Below are 14,264 nucleotides of genomic sequence, written 5' to 3' on the forward strand. Positions count from 1 at the left end.
GCACCGATACCCTTCAAGCGATTGCCAAGAAGAACGCTTATGTAGAGCAAGAAACGGCACAATGGCGCGCGCTAGCTGAATCGACTGATTACAGATAACAGGCGCAGAAGGGTAACGAAGGCATGCTCTCAAGTTCTCGGTAGCGGTATTACGTTCTACTGAGGACTTGGGCCTATAGGACCGAACCCACCTTCTCACATCACAATTGCAACCCATCCTGTTCTAATCAGCACCTTGATTGAACGTAGTTCAGAAATAAGCAGGTCAGTAGTGATGCACAAAAGAACGGCCAGTTTTGACAGTAAAGGATTAAAGTGTTCCGTCACCTTTTACACTCCAGATCAAGCCGCATCGGGTCAACGTTGTCCGGCCATTGTCATGGCGCATGGCATCGGCTTGACCAAAGAGATGGGTCTACCACCGTTTGCTGAGCGCTTCGCTCAAGCTGGGTTCGTTGTCACGCTGTTCGATTATCGCCACATCGGTGCCAGTGAGGGAGAGCCTCGTGGACAGATGCTCCCGACCGAGCAGCACGAGGATTACCGCAACGCTATTACCTGGACTCAACTGCAACGAGAAGTTGATCCCAATCGCATTGGGGTTTGGGGCTTCTCCTATAGCGGTGGTCACGTGCTGCATCTAGCGGCATTTGATCGGCGTGTGAAAGCGGTCGTAGCCCAGATGCCGACCGTGAATCTTTTTCTCAACTCCCGTCGCCTGACTTCACCCCTTGACCTCGATGAACTCACAACGTTGCTTTCACAAGACCGCATCAAGCGGTATCAAACGGGGGAAGTGAGCTACTTTCCTCTGGTTGCCCCACCCGGACAACCGAGCTTTCTGCCGACACCCGATGCTTTCTCCTGGGTTGAATCCGCTAAAAGCGCTAGTGAAGGACGATGGGAGAATCGCATCACCTTTGAATCGATCGAGCATTCGCTCTATTACGAACCCGTTCCTCACCTTGAGGCGATCTTTCCCACGCCGCTATGTCTGATTGCAGGTGAGAAGGATTTTCTCGCACCTCCTGATTTGGTTGCTGCGGTCTATACCCGTGCGATGGAGCCGAAGTCTTTCACAATTTTGAAGGGTGGCCACTTCGACGGTTTCCAAGGAAAGGGCTTTGAGATTGCCAGTACAACTGCCGTGAAATGGTTTGAGAAATATCTCAAACAGGTCGAGGCTCCTGTCTTAGAGGTTACTGCTGCTTAGTGGCTTAGCGGTTTACACGATCGATTTTGGGGATCTTGCCAGTGCTATTTTATCTACAGATACAACTCTAGAAGCAATGCTGAACAGGCAATACTCAGGTAGATCGCAAACGCTCAATATCCTTCTTTGGTGGGACACCAAACATACGGGAATATTCGCGACTGAACTGAGAAGGACTCTCATAACCCACCTGATATGCCGCGTGGGTTACATCCGCATTTTCAGCCAGTATTAGGCGACGAGCTTCCAACAACCTCAACTGCTTTTGATACTGCAATGGACTCATCGAAGTCACCGCCTTAAAGTGCCGATGGAATGACACAGAGGACATGTCCGCTTGCTTTGCCAAATCATCAACGCGCAATGGTCTTGTAAACTCAGTTTTGATCTGCTTGATCACTGCTGCAATGCGCTGCATATGACTACCGGAGGTAGCAATCTGCCGCACTGCTTCGTTTTGGTCACCCATCAAGAGATGGTAGTAAATCTCGCGAATTATCATTGGTGCCAGGAATGGAATATGCTGCGGCGTATCCAAAAGCCGTGTCAGTCGGGTGGCACAATCCATCAACCACTTATCAGCATTGCTGACGAACAAGCCTCTTACTGAATTTTCTCGTTTATCCGGACTGCGCTGGATTTGGTCGATAATATCCCAAAGCTGAGTTGCGTCCAGGCTGAGCTTAAAGCATAAATACAGCTGATCTGCTGTCGCTTCTACAATCAATCCACTGAGCGGCAGATCAACTGTGACGACTATATATTGAGCCGCGCCGTAATGATAGGTTTCCTTGCCCAGTAAGGTTTCTTTTCTACCCTGAAGAATAATGCAAAGTGTCGGCTCATACACAGCACAGAGTGCTGTAGGGGCCACAGATTCTCGCATCAATTCTAACTGCTCAATAGCGGTCGAATGGATACCGTTACCCCTTCCATTGGTGTGCCGAACCACTAATGTTGCCAGTTCCTGACATAAATTGCTCACTGTATCCCTATTCATAATTTCAATCACCACGCTAGAGATTCAGGAATTCAGCCATTCTCACCCGCTCAGCTTAGGGGATGTTCACTCTAGAGGAAGCTCAACCATGACAGGATTAGGCAAGTATATGCAAGGTTTAGGTATTCAGTGTCATTTTTTTCAATTTTATGATGAACTCGCTTCAGAAAAAAATGATGAATGAAGCAATAATCAAGACACAAAAAACGTGTTTTGGTAGTTGGTTTAATCCGAAAATTGAACAAAAGTATGGTTATTTATCTAATGCAATAACGCTGTCATTCATTATTTTTCAGGAAAGCAGGTATGACTCAAAAAGCTTGAGTAATTTGTCTTATGTCGGGCCTCATTCGGACGAAGGATATCCCCCTCATCCTCCTTAATAAAGGAAGTACAGAGGGAATCTTAGGCCACTAGAACTTGAGGGAGATCTAGAATGCACAAAGGTGTATCTTACTAAATCGAGAACCATTATAGACGGTTTTCAATGCTAAAAATAGACAGCATAGGCAGTAAGTAAACTTACTTGGCAGTCCATCTTTGTATAAATAGTAAAACATTGAGTACTCAATTTAGTCAAAACAATTTTGTCATTGTCGGACGGAGCGAGAACCTCGATTAGTTCGATACAGTACCCGACGAGGCAATGGTCATCCGCGTGCACAGCAAAGATGTCAACGGGCTTTCACAGTTATTGAAGCGCGTGTTCCGACGTCCCTAAGACCGCCACTCCACTATCACAAAGATAGGAAAGAAATCTTTGAAGTCCTTCTCACATTATGGAGACATAGTCATGTTGATCGTGCCCTCGCCCTCGCTCCCCAATACGGTCTGACCGTCCTTCCTCTAGATTCCGCTATTCATTAACTCAGTGATAGTTCATCCAACAAATTAGTCAGGAGACTCATTATGCGAGCAGCACGAATGCACGGTTACAATCAACCCCTTGCCCTCGAAGATGTTCCGGTTCCAGACTTCGGGGATGATGAGATCCTACTCAAAGTCACGGCTGCGGGTATGTGTCGAACCGACGTGCAACTGGTGGACGGCTACTTTCGGCAATATGGTGAGCTAAGCTTTCCCACGACACCTGGTCACGAAATCGCGGGTGAGGTGCAGAAGGTTGGAAGCAAGGTACCGCCGTCATACGAACTTCAAGAAGGCGACCAAGTGGTCATTGTGGGCGGTTGGGGCGACGGAACGTGCCGTCATTGTCAGCAGGGCAATACACAAATCTGTGCCCATAGGAATTGGCCTGGGTTTGGGCCGTACGGCGGGTATGCAGAATACCTGCCCGTGCCCCCTAGGTACATTATTAAGGTGGACGAGCGCTTTGGACTGAAAGCCGAAGAACTCGCTCCACTTACCGACGCTGGGCTGACACCGTACCGCGGCATCAAGAAGTTGCGCGACGCGGGTGCCCTCGGGCCGAACCGTATCCTGGCGGTCTTTGGAATTGGTGGACTTGGTGCCTATGCTGTTCAGTACGCGAAGCTACTCGGCGGCGGCGCGACGGTTGTTGCCTTTGCCCGCAACGAAGAGAAACTTGCTGTAGCCAAAGACTTTGGCGCTGATCATGCCATCAGTACAAGAGGCAAATCGCTCGATGACGTTCGCAAGGAATTGAGCAAAGCCACCGGTCAAGGTGAGATCGATGCAGTCATTGATTGCGCTGGGGTTGAAGAGATGATCCGATTGGGATTCGAGCTGCTTTCCATTTCCGGTCATTACTCATCTGTGGGACTCGTCGGAGACAAGATCAGCTTGCCGCTCTTTCCCTTTGTCGGTCGCGAGCACACTTACCACGGCTCATTCTGGGGCAACTACAACGACCTCAGCGAGGTGATTGCGCTGGCGCAGCAAGGCAAGATTCGGCACGCTGTTAAGACTATTCGCTTCGACGACATCAACGAAAACATCGACCTCCTGCGGACAGGTGACATCATCGGACGGGCGGTTATCAAATACTGACTCTGTGGTGCAGGAAGCGCTTGCGATCGTGGGGCTAGATTTCGAAATAGGGTTGGCGTTTGAGCCGGCAAAGCAGTCCGAACCATGTGGTGCCCCTACCCGACTGACAGGTAGGTCTTTCGGAGTTCGTGGCGCATCGGGAGTTCGGGCAGGGCTGTCAGCAGCAAATAATCTTTGAATAAACGAAAAAGGAGTGTATAGAGATGAGTAAAGGGAGAGTAGAAGCATTTAGCGATGCTGTAATCGCTATTATTATCACCATTATGGTGTTGGAATTGAGAGTGCCCCACGAAGTTGATTTGGCTGCGCTGCGCCCCCTTATCCTAGTATTTTTAAGCTATGTGCTGAGTTTTATTTACCTCGGTATCTATTGGAGCAATCACCACCATTTATTACAAGCGTCTCAGCATGTAAGTGGCAACGTTTTGTGGGCAAACTTGCATCTGTTGTTTTGGCTGTCGCTCATTCCCTTCGTCACGGCATGGGCAGGCGAAAACCTCTTCGCTGCCTTGCCAGTTGCCTTCTATGGCACAGTGCTGTTGTTTTCAGCGATCGCTTACTACATCCTTTCCCGCACGCTCATTGCTTGCCACGGTCAAGATTCTGCTCTTGCACTAGCACTGGGACAGGATCTTAAAGGTAAGACATCAGTGATTCTCTATACCGTAGCAATTCTATTTGCCTTCATAAACCCGGAAATGTCTTGCCTACTGTACGTCTTAGTTGCAATGATGTGGCTTATCCCTGATCGCCGTATTGAGAGAACTTTAGCCTCGTAAAAGATGCAGATCTCAAAGAAAGCAATCGCTGATTAGCTACTATTTCATTAACCAGAAATAAATTCATGTTTGAGTCCTAGCTGACGCTTGTACTCAATGATATAGAGCGCTAATTTTTAATGAGTGTGCCAACAGCCATTTTTGTGAAATTCAGGAAATTAAACTGCCTGCTAAAGAATTCAACTTGATTAAATCCTTATGCACTATTCTTGGCAAGCGTTAATTTGTGTACAGATTTTGAAAGGAATTTAAGAATACGAAGATTTTGCTGACTTAAATATCGTTGAAGCATATAATCGATATTTGTAAATATAGCTTGCGCAAGAAAAAGAACAATTAGTTATCATCATTAGTGGTTTTATCTATATATTCTAAATTAGAAATTAAACATTTTTTGTCTTAGATACGTGTACGTATCGCAATTTTAGGAACACTTTAATCACTTCTTTAGAAGCTGTCATGAATACTACAAACGCACAAGCCATCAAACCCACCATCGTCCTTGTCCACGGCGCATTCGCCGAGTCGTCTAGTTGGAATGGTGTATTGACCCAACTGAACGAGAAAGGCTACTCGACGGTTGCTGTAGCCAATCCTCTACGGAGCGTGAAAAGCGACGCAGACTATGTTGCTAGCATCCTCAAAAGCATTGAAGGCCCCACAGTGTTAGTCGGACACTCCTATGGCGGTGCCGTCATCACTAATGCGGTCAACGGCAACGAGAACGTGAAAGCACTCGTCTATGTTGCGGCTTTCGCGCCAGATACCGGTGAGACGGCTGTCGAACTCTCAGGGCGCTACCCCGGCAGCACGCTAGGGCCAGCGCTCGCGCCACCGGTTGCCACACCCGATGGCGGTAAAGATCTCTATATCCAGCAAGACAAGTTCCACGCCCAGTTTGCGGCAGATGTGCCGGCCGCTGCTGCACAGCTAATGGCTAGCACTCAGCGACCCATTACGGAGGCTGCTCTCAATGAAGCTTCGGGTACGCCGGCTTGGCAGTCCATCCCGTCCTGGTTCATCTATGGCGATCGCGACTTAAATATTCCGGCAGCCGCCCTCTCGTTCATGGCAGAGCGCGCCAACTCGAGAGAAACGGTGGTCGTCAGTGATGCATCCCATGTCGTGATGGTGTCTCATCCAGATGTCGTCGCCGGACTCATCGAGCACGCTGCAACTGCTGAGTGGAACAGCTAGCTATGCCGCAAAAACGTTTGAACCTCTCTAGGTAGCTCTTTCGTGAAAAGTGCCAAAAATTTTCAGCGCAGCGGTGGACAGTTATCATTTGGCTACCTCAAGGCCTCGTGGATTGTAGGTGTGGAATAAGCCAGAACGGCTAGCTGCACGCGCGCAGGCAACTGTACCGCTGCCGAAGAAAGACTGAAATGTCTGCCATATAGAGGGTATGACCAGCTTGCTCCTGGTAATTTGTGAGCTGATGAGTCTTACCAAGATAGAACACTGCAGACGTACTACAACATCTCAATTCAAGCCGAATTTAGACTAAGCACCCTCCGGGCTTTAAGACTCAACTCAAGACCATGAAACAGCAATTCGGCTCTAGAAATGTGTGCATAGCTTATGAGAATTAGATGGACTAAAATCGCAGCTTTGCTACTTTAAGGCTATCTACTTGGGGCCAAAAACCGTTGGCATAAAGCGCCGCCTGGGTACGATCGCGCAGCTGCAGTTGACTGAGAATGCTAGTGACGTGATTGCGCACCGTGCGCTCAGAAATGTAGAGCGTCTGGGCAATTTCGCGATTGCTGAGGCCGTTGCTAATCAGCTTCAGCACCTCCTGCTCACGGGGCGACAGCCCCTCTAGCTCAGGGGGAATCAGTGCTGCGGGCAGTTCGGCGGGGGCTGCAGGGAACTGAGTTTTTTCGAACAGCCCTGGCCCCATGTGGGTGTAGCCCTGATGCACAACGCGAATTGCGATCGCCAACTGATCCACAGGGGTCTGCTTCAACAGGTAGCCCTTGGCCCCGTAGCGCATGGCCTGCTGCACATATTCGTCATCGTCGAAGGTGGTGAGCACCAAAATCTTTACCCCGGGAAAGTCGTCGCAGATCTGACGGGTGGCGGCAACACCATCCACCTGGGGCATGCGCACATCCATCAGCACTACATCGGGTTGGCGGGGGGTAGCGTAGAGGGCAATGACCTGATCGACAGCCTGCTGACCGTTTTCAGCCATGCCGACCACGGTGAGGTCGGGTTGAGCCTCTAGGAGGTTGGTCAATCCCTGACGAATGATGGTTTGGTCGTCGACGAGGAGGAGGCGGATCAGGGGGTGAGAGAGTAATGGGGTGAGGGGTGGATCGGGTAGGGTGCAGTCGCGATAGCACTGCACCGATCCTTAGGCGGGATGGTCGATCGCTGCAGGCAGCGGCAAAATGACGCTGATACGGCAGCCTGCATCGGGGGCGCTCCAGATTTGGCAGGTGCCGCTGAGGGCGATCGCTCGTTCGCGCATGCCTCGTAAGCCAAAGCCTGTGGTGTTTTTGCTGGGGTCAAAGCCCTGGCCGTTGTCGAGCACCTGGAGGTAAACGCGGCTGGGCTTGGCCCCCAACTTGACCTGCACGGTGGTGGCTTGGCTGTGTTTGACCACATTAGTAATCGCCTCTTGCACAATGCGAAACAGGGCCAGCGTGATGTCGTCGGGCAGGGTTTCGGGCAGCTCGACCGAGCAGTCTGAGGTGATGCGGGCCGATTGGCACAGCTCGTTGACTAAAAGGGGTACGGCGATCGCCAGCGATTGCCCCTGTAAAGGGTTGTTGCGCAGGGCAGAAACCGACTTCGACACATCCCGCAGGGTTTGATAGGCCGAGTCTTTGGCGTTGGTGAGATAGCCGCGGGACTGGTCGGCTTGGGCGGGCAGGTAGAGCAGGGCATTCTCCAGCAGAATGGTTTGGGCTGTTAGCGCGTGGCCAAGGGAATCGTGGATTTCGCGGGCAATGCGGTTGCGCTCTTGCAGGGTGGCCTGGTTTTCGATTTGGGCGGCGTAGCGACGAAGCTGCTCGTGGGCAGCGGCTAGCTCTTGCTGGCTTTAATACACCGACAGCAGCGCATTCACCAGCAGCGACACAAACACCAGCACCAGGCCAAACACAAACATGGCGTTGGTTTGAAACACATTGATGCGCATCTGGTCGGGGGGAAAGCCAACATGCTGCAAGAGATCTGCGTGGATGGGAATGCCACGATAGGCGATCGCCGCCGCGCCGTGAAAGACAAAAATAATCGCTACCACCCCCACCTGGCCCCAGGTTTTGAACCGCTGGCAGCTGCGCACCACAACTACCAGACCCAGCAGCGGCAAAATGCGCATCATGGCGGGCACGTGGGTCGTGGACAGGGCCAACAGCAGCAGCAACCCCAGCTCCATGGTTGTGTAGAGCAGTTTGTGCGATCGCTGCACCGGTTGCCACAGCCCCACACCGCCCAGCAGGGCAATGATTAGCAGCTCTAGCCAGGCCACCCCCCTTCCAAAGGCCAGGCCAAAGGAGGGCAGGGTTAAGCAGACGGCAATGCCCAGTAGCACCCACTCGACGTAGAGCAGTTGGCGCCGGGGTGAGGAATGGCCGAGATCAGCCTCAAAGGATGACGCATTTTGGGGGGCGGGCTTCAACGCGTTGAGGAACTCAGATTTCACCAAGGTTGGCTCCCAAACCGGCTAGCTGCCTCCCACTGTACAGGCCGCAAATGGCTGTGACCAGGGGCTGACCTCCCACTGCGGCCCGGCTCCAGTAGGACAAATCTCCTACCTCTGAGGCACTCTCACAGCGACATTTGCCCTAGCCGGTTTGGGAGCTTTGCTTCAGGCGTGGGTCAAGGCCAGCTCCTTAGGATGGGGCTAGCCCAACTGAGTTGGTTGTGTGTTCCAACTTTTCACTCCCTATCACCACTCCCGCTTCCCTTGGTTCCACTGTTGGGGCTAAGGGAAGCTTTCCTCACTACGGTTGCAGCTAGAAAACCTATGGCAGAGCATTTTTCAACTACCCCGGTAGCGGAGGAGCGATCGCCCGATGCCGATTCTGTAGATGTGGGAGCAAAGCCAAGGCGCTGGCTGCGCTGGCCCCTGTGGCTTTGGCTGCTGGGCCTGCTGGGCTTGCTGGGGCTGGTGCCGATTGTCGGCCCGCGAATAGGGTTGGTGCTGCCGCCCCCCAAACGCGAGGCGGCGAGCCGTGGTCTCAACGCCTTGACCCAGCCGGTCGAAACCGCTGCGGTGACAGTGCGGGTAGAGGGGCGGGGCAGCGTGGTGGCGGTGACTACGGTAAATCTAAGCCCCAAGACCGCAGGCCGATTGGAGGCGCTCTATGTAGATCAGGGGGCCATGGTGGCGGCGGGGCACGTGCTAGCCCGCATGGAGGTAGGCACGCTGGAAGCCGAAGGCCCAGCGCCGCGCCCAGCTAGCCCAGGCTGAAGCTGAGTACGATCGCACCGTAGCAGGCAATCGGCCCGAGGCAATTCGTCGGGCTGAGTCGCAGGTGGCCTCAGCCCAGTCGCAGGTGGCGTTGGCGGTAAGTCAGCGCGATCGCTTTCGTGACCTGGCAGCCCATGGGGCGATTTCTCAAAACGAGCTAGCTCAGTACGAAACCGAGGCCCGTAGCGCTGAGGCTAGTCTGAATGAAGCGCAGCAGCAGCTAGCCGAAACCGCTCGCGGCGCTCGCCCGGAAGAGATTGAGGCGTCGGCGGCGGCGGTGGCAGCGGCCAGGGCTCAGGTCGAGATTATTCACACTCAGCTGGGTGAGGCGACGATTCGGGCTCCGTTTGGTGGGGTGGTGACGCAGACCTATGCAACGGTGGGGGCGATCGTAACGCCGACGACCAGCGCATCACCGACGGCTTCGGCCACGTCTAGCTCAATTTTGGCCCTGTCTTCGGGGCTGGAGGTGGAGGTGGAAGTGGCAGAGGCGAGCATTGGTCAGGTTGCGGTGGGGCAAACGGTGGAGATTGTAGCGGATGCTTTTCCTCAGGAGCCTTTTCAGGGCCGGGTGAAGCGGATTGCGCCGGAGGCGCTGATTGAAAATAACGTCACGGTGTTTCAGGTGACGGTGGAGCTGCAAACAGGGCTGGATCGGCTGCGGTCGGGGATGACGGTGGCGGCGACGTTTGTGGGCGAGACGGTGGCGGAGGCGCTGCTGGTGCCGACGGTGGCGATCGCGACTGAGAATGGCCAGCTGGGGGTGCGGGTGGCGGATGCGGCAGGCAATCCGGTTTTTCGGCCGGTGACGGTGGGGCTGACGCAGGGGGGAAAGACGCAGATTTTGACGGGGGTGGAGGGGGGCGATCGCGTTTTTTTGGATATGCCAAGGGAGGAGGGGGGATCGCCGTTTAGTCCGCCGTCGCCGCCGGGTTGAGGCGGCGCGCAATTGGGGTCAAAAGCCAAGTCTGCCGCTGGGGCCATTTCGCAGGCCCCAGGCCCCCATCGAGAATGGCGTTCCGCCGCCCTTCACCCTACGGAAAGGACTGACTGATCATCGGTTTAAACCTCTGTTCTGCGAATGGGCCTTTGGGCAACTGCGATCCACCTCATCCCGCATTCACACCCTCCTCATCTTCCCAGCCTTCCTCATCTTCTCCCCACCTTCCCTACCCCCTACTCCCTCACGCCCTACCCCCCCACTCCCTCACCCACCCACCCGCCTACTCATCCACCCATCTACCCCTATGTCTCTCAACCTTCTTGAAAACGCCACGATGGCTGTCAAAACGCTGAACGCTAACCGGATGCGTAGTGGCTTGACGATGCTGGGGATTGTGATTGGCAATGCGTCGGTGATTGCGATGGTTGCGGTGGGGTAGGGGGCGCAGAGTTTTGTGACGCGGCAGTTTGAGGCGTTAGGGACGAATGTGCTGTTTGTGACGCCGGGGGATGCGCAGCGGGGGCCACAGGCGGGGGTGGCGCGGGCGGATACGCTAACGCTGGCGGATGCGGAGGCGATCGCAGCGGAAGTCTTAGCTATCCAGGCGGTGTCGCCGGAGAAGAGTGAGCGGCTGCGGGTGACCCAGGGTGCGGCTGAGACCCAAGCCAATGTGATTGGCACTACGGCAGACTACCCAGTGGTGCGAAATGGGACAGTGGATCAGGGACGATTTTTGCACCCGGTGGATGCCCAGGGGGGCTTAACAGTGGCGGTGTTGGGCAGCGAAGCAGCAAAGATTTTGTTCGGCAGCCAAGACCCGCTCAATCAACGGATTCGTATTGATGGGGTGGGTTTTACGGTGGTGGGGGTGGCGGCGGCTCGGGGGTTATCCTTTGGTCAAAACCAGGATGAGGCGATTTACATTCCGATTAAGGCGATGGTGAACCAGATTACGGGGCTGGAGGTAGGCCAAACCAGCCCCACGGTGCAGACGATCGCCGTGTCGGCCCGCAGCGAGGCCGATACCAGTGCCGCCCAGTACCAGATCACCAACCTGCTGCGCCTGCGCCACGAGCTGCGCGATCGCGACGACGACTTTACGGTGCAGAGCCAGCAAGAATTGCTGGCTACGGCGGCCAGTGTATCCGACATTTTGGTGCTGTTGCTGGGGTTTACGGCCAGCATTTCGCTGCTGGTGGGGGGCATTGGCATTATGAGCATCATGCTGGTGTCGGTCACCGAGCGCACCCAGGAGATTGGTCTGCGTAAGGCGATCGGGGCCAAGGGCTCAGGCCTAATGGCCCAGTTCACCATCGAGGCGGTAATTTTGGCGGTGACCGGCGGGCTGGTGGGCGTGGCGTTTGGTGCTGGCGGCGTTGGGTTAGTGGCGCTGCTGAGCCCGCTGGAAGCGGCGGTGAGCTGGGTGGCGATCGCCCTTTCCTTTTCAGTCTCTGGCGGCATTGGCTTGGTGTTTGGCGTTTTGCCTGCCCGCCGCGCCGCCCAGCTCGACCCCATCGTTGCCCTGCGGAGCTAAACCATGGCCCTCATCGAACTCGATCGCGTCAGCAAAACCTACGGCAGCGGCGAACTCACCGTCCACACCCTGCACCCCACCAGCCTCACCATTCAATCTGGGGAATACTGCGCCATTGTGGGACCATCGGGATCGGGCAAATCGACCGCCATGGCCATTCTCGGCTGCCTCGATCGCCCCACTGCGGGCACCTACCGCCTCGACGGCCACCCCTTAAACAGCCTGGGAGCCGACGCCCTAGCCGAAATCCGCAACCGCACCCTGGGCTTTGTGTTTCAGCAATTTCACCTACTGCCCCAGATCAGCGCCCTAGAGAATGTGATGCTGCCCATGGTCTACGCCAACCTGTCCAAAGCCAAACGCCGGTCGCGCGCCACCCGCGCTTTGCAAAGAGTCGGCCTCGGCAACCGCCTCCACAACCGCCCCAACCAAATCTCCGGCGGTCAGCAGCAAAGAGTCGCGATCGCCCGCGCCATCGTCAACCGCCCTAAACTCCTGCTTGCCGATGAACCCACCGGCGCCCTCGACTCCCAAACCAGCCAAAGCGTGATGGCCATCTTCGCCGACCTTAACCGCGACGGCATGACGGTCATTATGGTCACCCACGATCGCGAAGTGGCCGAGCAGTGCGATCGCACCATCACCTTCCGCGATGGCCAGATCATGGCCGACTCCCACTCCCTAGCCCCCTCAAATAGCTCCATCAGAGATAGCAACCAACTCATTCGCAAAACAGAGGTTTGAACCGATGATCAGCCTATTCTTTCCATTAAATGTAGCGGCTCGCAAACGATAGCCTCATACTCGCAAACGGCTTGATTTTGATCTGAGATTAAATGCCAATAGTTGGGCCGTTATGCCTACAATAAATGGCAATGAGCTCAAATTATTTGCAAGCCCCTCACAAACGGTATGTTTGGCTCAGATTAAATAGAAATGGCTCGAAGCCTTTTATGGAGTGCGATTTGGCCACTAAATCTTTGGATGGCTAGCTGCGCGCGCAGGCAACTGCTCAACCCGCAGGTCTTCAACAGGCTAGCCGATTGAGCACTCAATTTGATCGATAATCACCTCAGCTACCTCCCTGCATTGTCGTTCTGCCCATTCAAGGTCGATATTTCAGAAAACCGGTTGATCGCAGGAGGTATAACGATCGCGCTTGCCGGACGTAAACAACCCCGGCGACTCTGCTGATCCTATTAGTGCGTTCCGGTGCGGCAGGTTTGTTAGCTAGAAATTACAAAATGCTAATCGCTATCTAACGATTGCAGTTCAATACTTAAATCTCCTCTAATAAAGTCAGTACGGTTTCGTTGCAGTGATCGAAGCCCAATTAGCTCAAAGATCATGAAACCGAAAACGGCTACTGCCCCTGAAATAACAAAAGCGACACCTACCCAAGAGAGCACATTTCCAAACCAAGCCAGCAACAGCATACTGCCAGTTATCCAAATAACTTCAATTCCAATCACTAACCAAACCGCAATAGATGTAATTTGTTTTGTATAACCAACAACGCAAACATACAGTCCAATTCCTAGAACACACAAGCCCAAAGCTCTGAGCGCCTCTTCAGGCGAATAACCAAGCAAAGATACAGTAGTATTCATAAATACGGTAGAGAGTGATCTTGCTGCAATCGTCAATACTGCTCCATAGATGAAGCAAACAACACTGTCAACGAGAAGAGTTGTTCTGAGCGACGGCATAAGCGAACTCCTTTCCAGTTTCTAAGCTGTCGGGATTGTTACTAATTCACTGTCTATCAAAAATTATAGCTTGTAGCTGTTTTTTGCCTTGACAAGTGATTCTAAAGCCATGTTTCACATAGCTATCGAAGCTATCTAACAACTGAGTTGAGCGGCACCAGATAGTCTCGGCTGCACGATCAAAATCTCTCGATCGCCCGCTTTATCAATTGGCTAGCTGGATACCACCACCAATAAATCTCAACGACTCGAACGTTCGCCATTACGAAAGTCAAAGAAATCTTAGGCCTTCAAACCATCGCGGTAACACTGCCACTAACAATCTGCCAACCGCTTTTGCCGCTACGCCAAACTCTCATGTAGCGGTAATCACCTGAGAAAGCATTTCCTAAATACGTGCCGCTCAAGAAAATGTGAGCCGACGCAAGAGCAAAGTGTTCGCTCAAAACTCTTATTTCTAGCTCTTTAGGCACAAACTCGTGAAACTGAGTGCCACCAGTACGGTGCAAGTCCAAATCCATCGCTTTAGTTGCCAGTTCACCAGTTGGCCCAGCGAAAAGCAGGTCATTAGCAATGAGCGCATCTAATTCAGATACGTCGGAGGCTGACATTGCGGTGTAAAGTCGCGCCTCACACTCACGAATTTGGGTTTCAATTTCTGGATCCATAATAGTTAGCGCAAAAAAGGCA

Annotated in this window: 15 protein-coding genes and 1 pseudogene; 10 read left to right on the forward strand and 6 right to left on the reverse strand. The window is 53.4% G+C overall.

Going from position 1 to position 14,264, the window contains the following annotated elements; translation table 11 throughout:
• The first annotated feature begins 273 nt into the window (after nucleotides 1-273).
• Nucleotides 274-1,212 carry an alpha/beta hydrolase gene (locus tag H6F59_RS07850; protein WP_190697394.1) on the forward strand — a complete coding sequence of 313 codons (939 nt, stop codon included), beginning with the start codon at nucleotides 274-276 and terminating at the stop codon, nucleotides 1,210-1,212.
• Nucleotides 1,213-1,306: 94 nt separating this feature from the next.
• Here H6F59_RS07850 and H6F59_RS07855 read toward each other — a convergent pair whose 3' ends face one another.
• Nucleotides 1,307-2,212 (reverse strand): AraC family transcriptional regulator, encoded by a 906-nt coding sequence (locus H6F59_RS07855; protein ID WP_190697466.1) that lies wholly within the window; start codon nucleotides 2,210-2,212, stop codon nucleotides 1,307-1,309.
• Nucleotides 2,213-3,121: 909 nt separating this feature from the next.
• On the opposite strand from H6F59_RS07855, the gene H6F59_RS07860 reads away from it, so the two are divergent.
• The 3 genes from H6F59_RS07860 (at nucleotide 3,122) to H6F59_RS07870 (ending at nucleotide 6,159) form a co-directional block, all read left to right on the forward strand.
• Complete coding sequence (locus H6F59_RS07860; protein ID WP_190697397.1) at nucleotides 3,122-4,183, forward strand: NAD(P)-dependent alcohol dehydrogenase; 1,062 nt, start codon at nucleotides 3,122-3,124, stop codon at nucleotides 4,181-4,183.
• A gap of 203 nt (nucleotides 4,184-4,386) precedes the next feature.
• Nucleotides 4,387-4,962, forward strand: a complete 576-nt coding sequence (locus tag H6F59_RS07865) for a TMEM175 family protein (protein ID WP_190697400.1) — start codon at nucleotides 4,387-4,389, stop codon at nucleotides 4,960-4,962.
• Between the two features lie 459 nt (nucleotides 4,963-5,421).
• On the forward strand, nucleotides 5,422-6,159 hold the full coding sequence (locus H6F59_RS07870) for an alpha/beta fold hydrolase (RefSeq protein ID WP_190697403.1): 738 nt from the start codon (nucleotides 5,422-5,424) through the stop codon (nucleotides 6,157-6,159).
• A 400-nt stretch (nucleotides 6,160-6,559) separates the two neighbouring features.
• Here H6F59_RS07870 and H6F59_RS07875 read toward each other — a convergent pair whose 3' ends face one another.
• The 3 genes from H6F59_RS07875 to H6F59_RS07885 form a co-directional block, all read right to left on the reverse strand.
• Complete coding sequence (locus tag H6F59_RS07875; protein ID WP_190697469.1) at nucleotides 6,560-7,252, reverse strand: response regulator transcription factor; 693 nt, start codon at nucleotides 7,250-7,252, stop codon at nucleotides 6,560-6,562.
• Nucleotides 7,253-7,321: 69 nt separating this feature from the next.
• The gene (locus H6F59_RS26715; protein ID WP_313887154.1) at nucleotides 7,322-7,957 is read right to left on the reverse strand and encodes a sensor histidine kinase; all 636 of its coding nucleotides are present in this window, start codon (nucleotides 7,955-7,957) and stop codon (nucleotides 7,322-7,324) included.
• Nucleotides 7,958-8,011: 54 nt separating this feature from the next.
• Nucleotides 8,012-8,617: a hypothetical protein gene (locus tag H6F59_RS07885; protein WP_190697409.1), complete on the reverse strand. Its 606-nt coding sequence runs from the start codon at nucleotides 8,615-8,617 to the stop codon at nucleotides 8,012-8,014.
• A 324-nt stretch (nucleotides 8,618-8,941) separates the two neighbouring features.
• Here H6F59_RS07885 and H6F59_RS26310 point away from each other — a divergent pair, with 324 nt between their 5' ends.
• From H6F59_RS26310 to H6F59_RS07900, 6 genes and pseudogenes are all read left to right on the forward strand, one after another.
• Nucleotides 8,942-9,388, forward strand: coding sequence for a biotin/lipoyl-binding protein (locus H6F59_RS26310; RefSeq protein ID WP_242021346.1), 447 nt, complete (start codon nucleotides 8,942-8,944; stop codon nucleotides 9,386-9,388).
• A gap of 64 nt (nucleotides 9,389-9,452) precedes the next feature.
• Complete coding sequence (locus H6F59_RS26315; RefSeq protein WP_313887151.1) at nucleotides 9,453-10,325, forward strand: efflux RND transporter periplasmic adaptor subunit; 873 nt, start codon at nucleotides 9,453-9,455, stop codon at nucleotides 10,323-10,325.
• A gap of 310 nt (nucleotides 10,326-10,635) precedes the next feature.
• Nucleotides 10,636-10,770 (forward strand): hypothetical protein, encoded by a 135-nt coding sequence (locus H6F59_RS27260; protein WP_313887152.1) that lies wholly within the window; start codon nucleotides 10,636-10,638, stop codon nucleotides 10,768-10,770.
• A gap of 12 nt (nucleotides 10,771-10,782) precedes the next feature.
• Nucleotides 10,783-11,373, forward strand: a pseudogene (locus H6F59_RS27265) (ABC transporter permease); the annotation flags it as partial.
• Nucleotides 11,374-11,487: 114 nt separating this feature from the next.
• A complete protein-coding gene (locus H6F59_RS27270; protein WP_313887155.1) occupies nucleotides 11,488-11,865 on the forward strand; it encodes an FtsX-like permease family protein in 378 nt (125 codons plus the stop codon).
• 3 nt (nucleotides 11,866-11,868) lie between these two features.
• Entirely contained in the window at nucleotides 11,869-12,609 is a 741-nt protein-coding gene (locus tag H6F59_RS07900; protein WP_190697412.1) for an ABC transporter ATP-binding protein, read from the forward strand.
• Nucleotides 12,610-13,112: 503 nt separating this feature from the next.
• Here H6F59_RS07900 and H6F59_RS07905 read toward each other — a convergent pair.
• Both H6F59_RS07905 and H6F59_RS07910 read right to left on the reverse strand, forming a co-directional pair.
• Nucleotides 13,113-13,574, reverse strand: coding sequence for a hypothetical protein (locus H6F59_RS07905; protein ID WP_190697415.1), 462 nt, complete (start codon nucleotides 13,572-13,574; stop codon nucleotides 13,113-13,115).
• A 290-nt stretch (nucleotides 13,575-13,864) separates the two neighbouring features.
• On the reverse strand, nucleotides 13,865-14,242 hold the full coding sequence (locus tag H6F59_RS07910) for a nuclear transport factor 2 family protein (RefSeq protein WP_190697418.1): 378 nt from the start codon (nucleotides 14,240-14,242) through the stop codon (nucleotides 13,865-13,867).
• Nucleotides 14,243-14,264 lie beyond the last annotated feature (22 nt).

It is taken from the genome of Nodosilinea sp. FACHB-141 (assembly GCF_014696135.1).
GTDB lineage: Bacteria > Cyanobacteriota > Cyanobacteriia > Phormidesmidales > Phormidesmidaceae > Nodosilinea.

Coding starts and splice junctions, on each gene's coding strand:
- H6F59_RS07850 (WP_190697394.1), top strand. CDS start 274: ATGCACAAAAGAACGGCCAGTTTTGACAGTAAAGGATTAAAGTGTTCC.
- H6F59_RS07855 (WP_190697466.1), bottom strand. CDS start 2,212: ATGAATAGGGATACAGTGAGCAATTTATGTCAGGAACTGGCAACATTA.
- H6F59_RS07860 (WP_190697397.1), top strand. CDS start 3,122: ATGCGAGCAGCACGAATGCACGGTTACAATCAACCCCTTGCCCTCGAA.
- H6F59_RS07865 (WP_190697400.1), top strand. CDS start 4,387: ATGAGTAAAGGGAGAGTAGAAGCATTTAGCGATGCTGTAATCGCTATT.
- H6F59_RS07870 (WP_190697403.1), top strand. CDS start 5,422: ATGAATACTACAAACGCACAAGCCATCAAACCCACCATCGTCCTTGTC.
- H6F59_RS26310 (WP_242021346.1), top strand. CDS start 8,942: ATGGCAGAGCATTTTTCAACTACCCCGGTAGCGGAGGAGCGATCGCCC.
- H6F59_RS27260 (WP_313887152.1), top strand. CDS start 10,636: ATGTCTCTCAACCTTCTTGAAAACGCCACGATGGCTGTCAAAACGCTG.
- H6F59_RS07900 (WP_190697412.1), top strand. CDS start 11,869: ATGGCCCTCATCGAACTCGATCGCGTCAGCAAAACCTACGGCAGCGGC.
- H6F59_RS07905 (WP_190697415.1), bottom strand. CDS start 13,574: ATGCCGTCGCTCAGAACAACTCTTCTCGTTGACAGTGTTGTTTGCTTC.
- H6F59_RS07910 (WP_190697418.1), bottom strand. CDS start 14,242: ATGGATCCAGAAATTGAAACCCAAATTCGTGAGTGTGAGGCGCGACTT.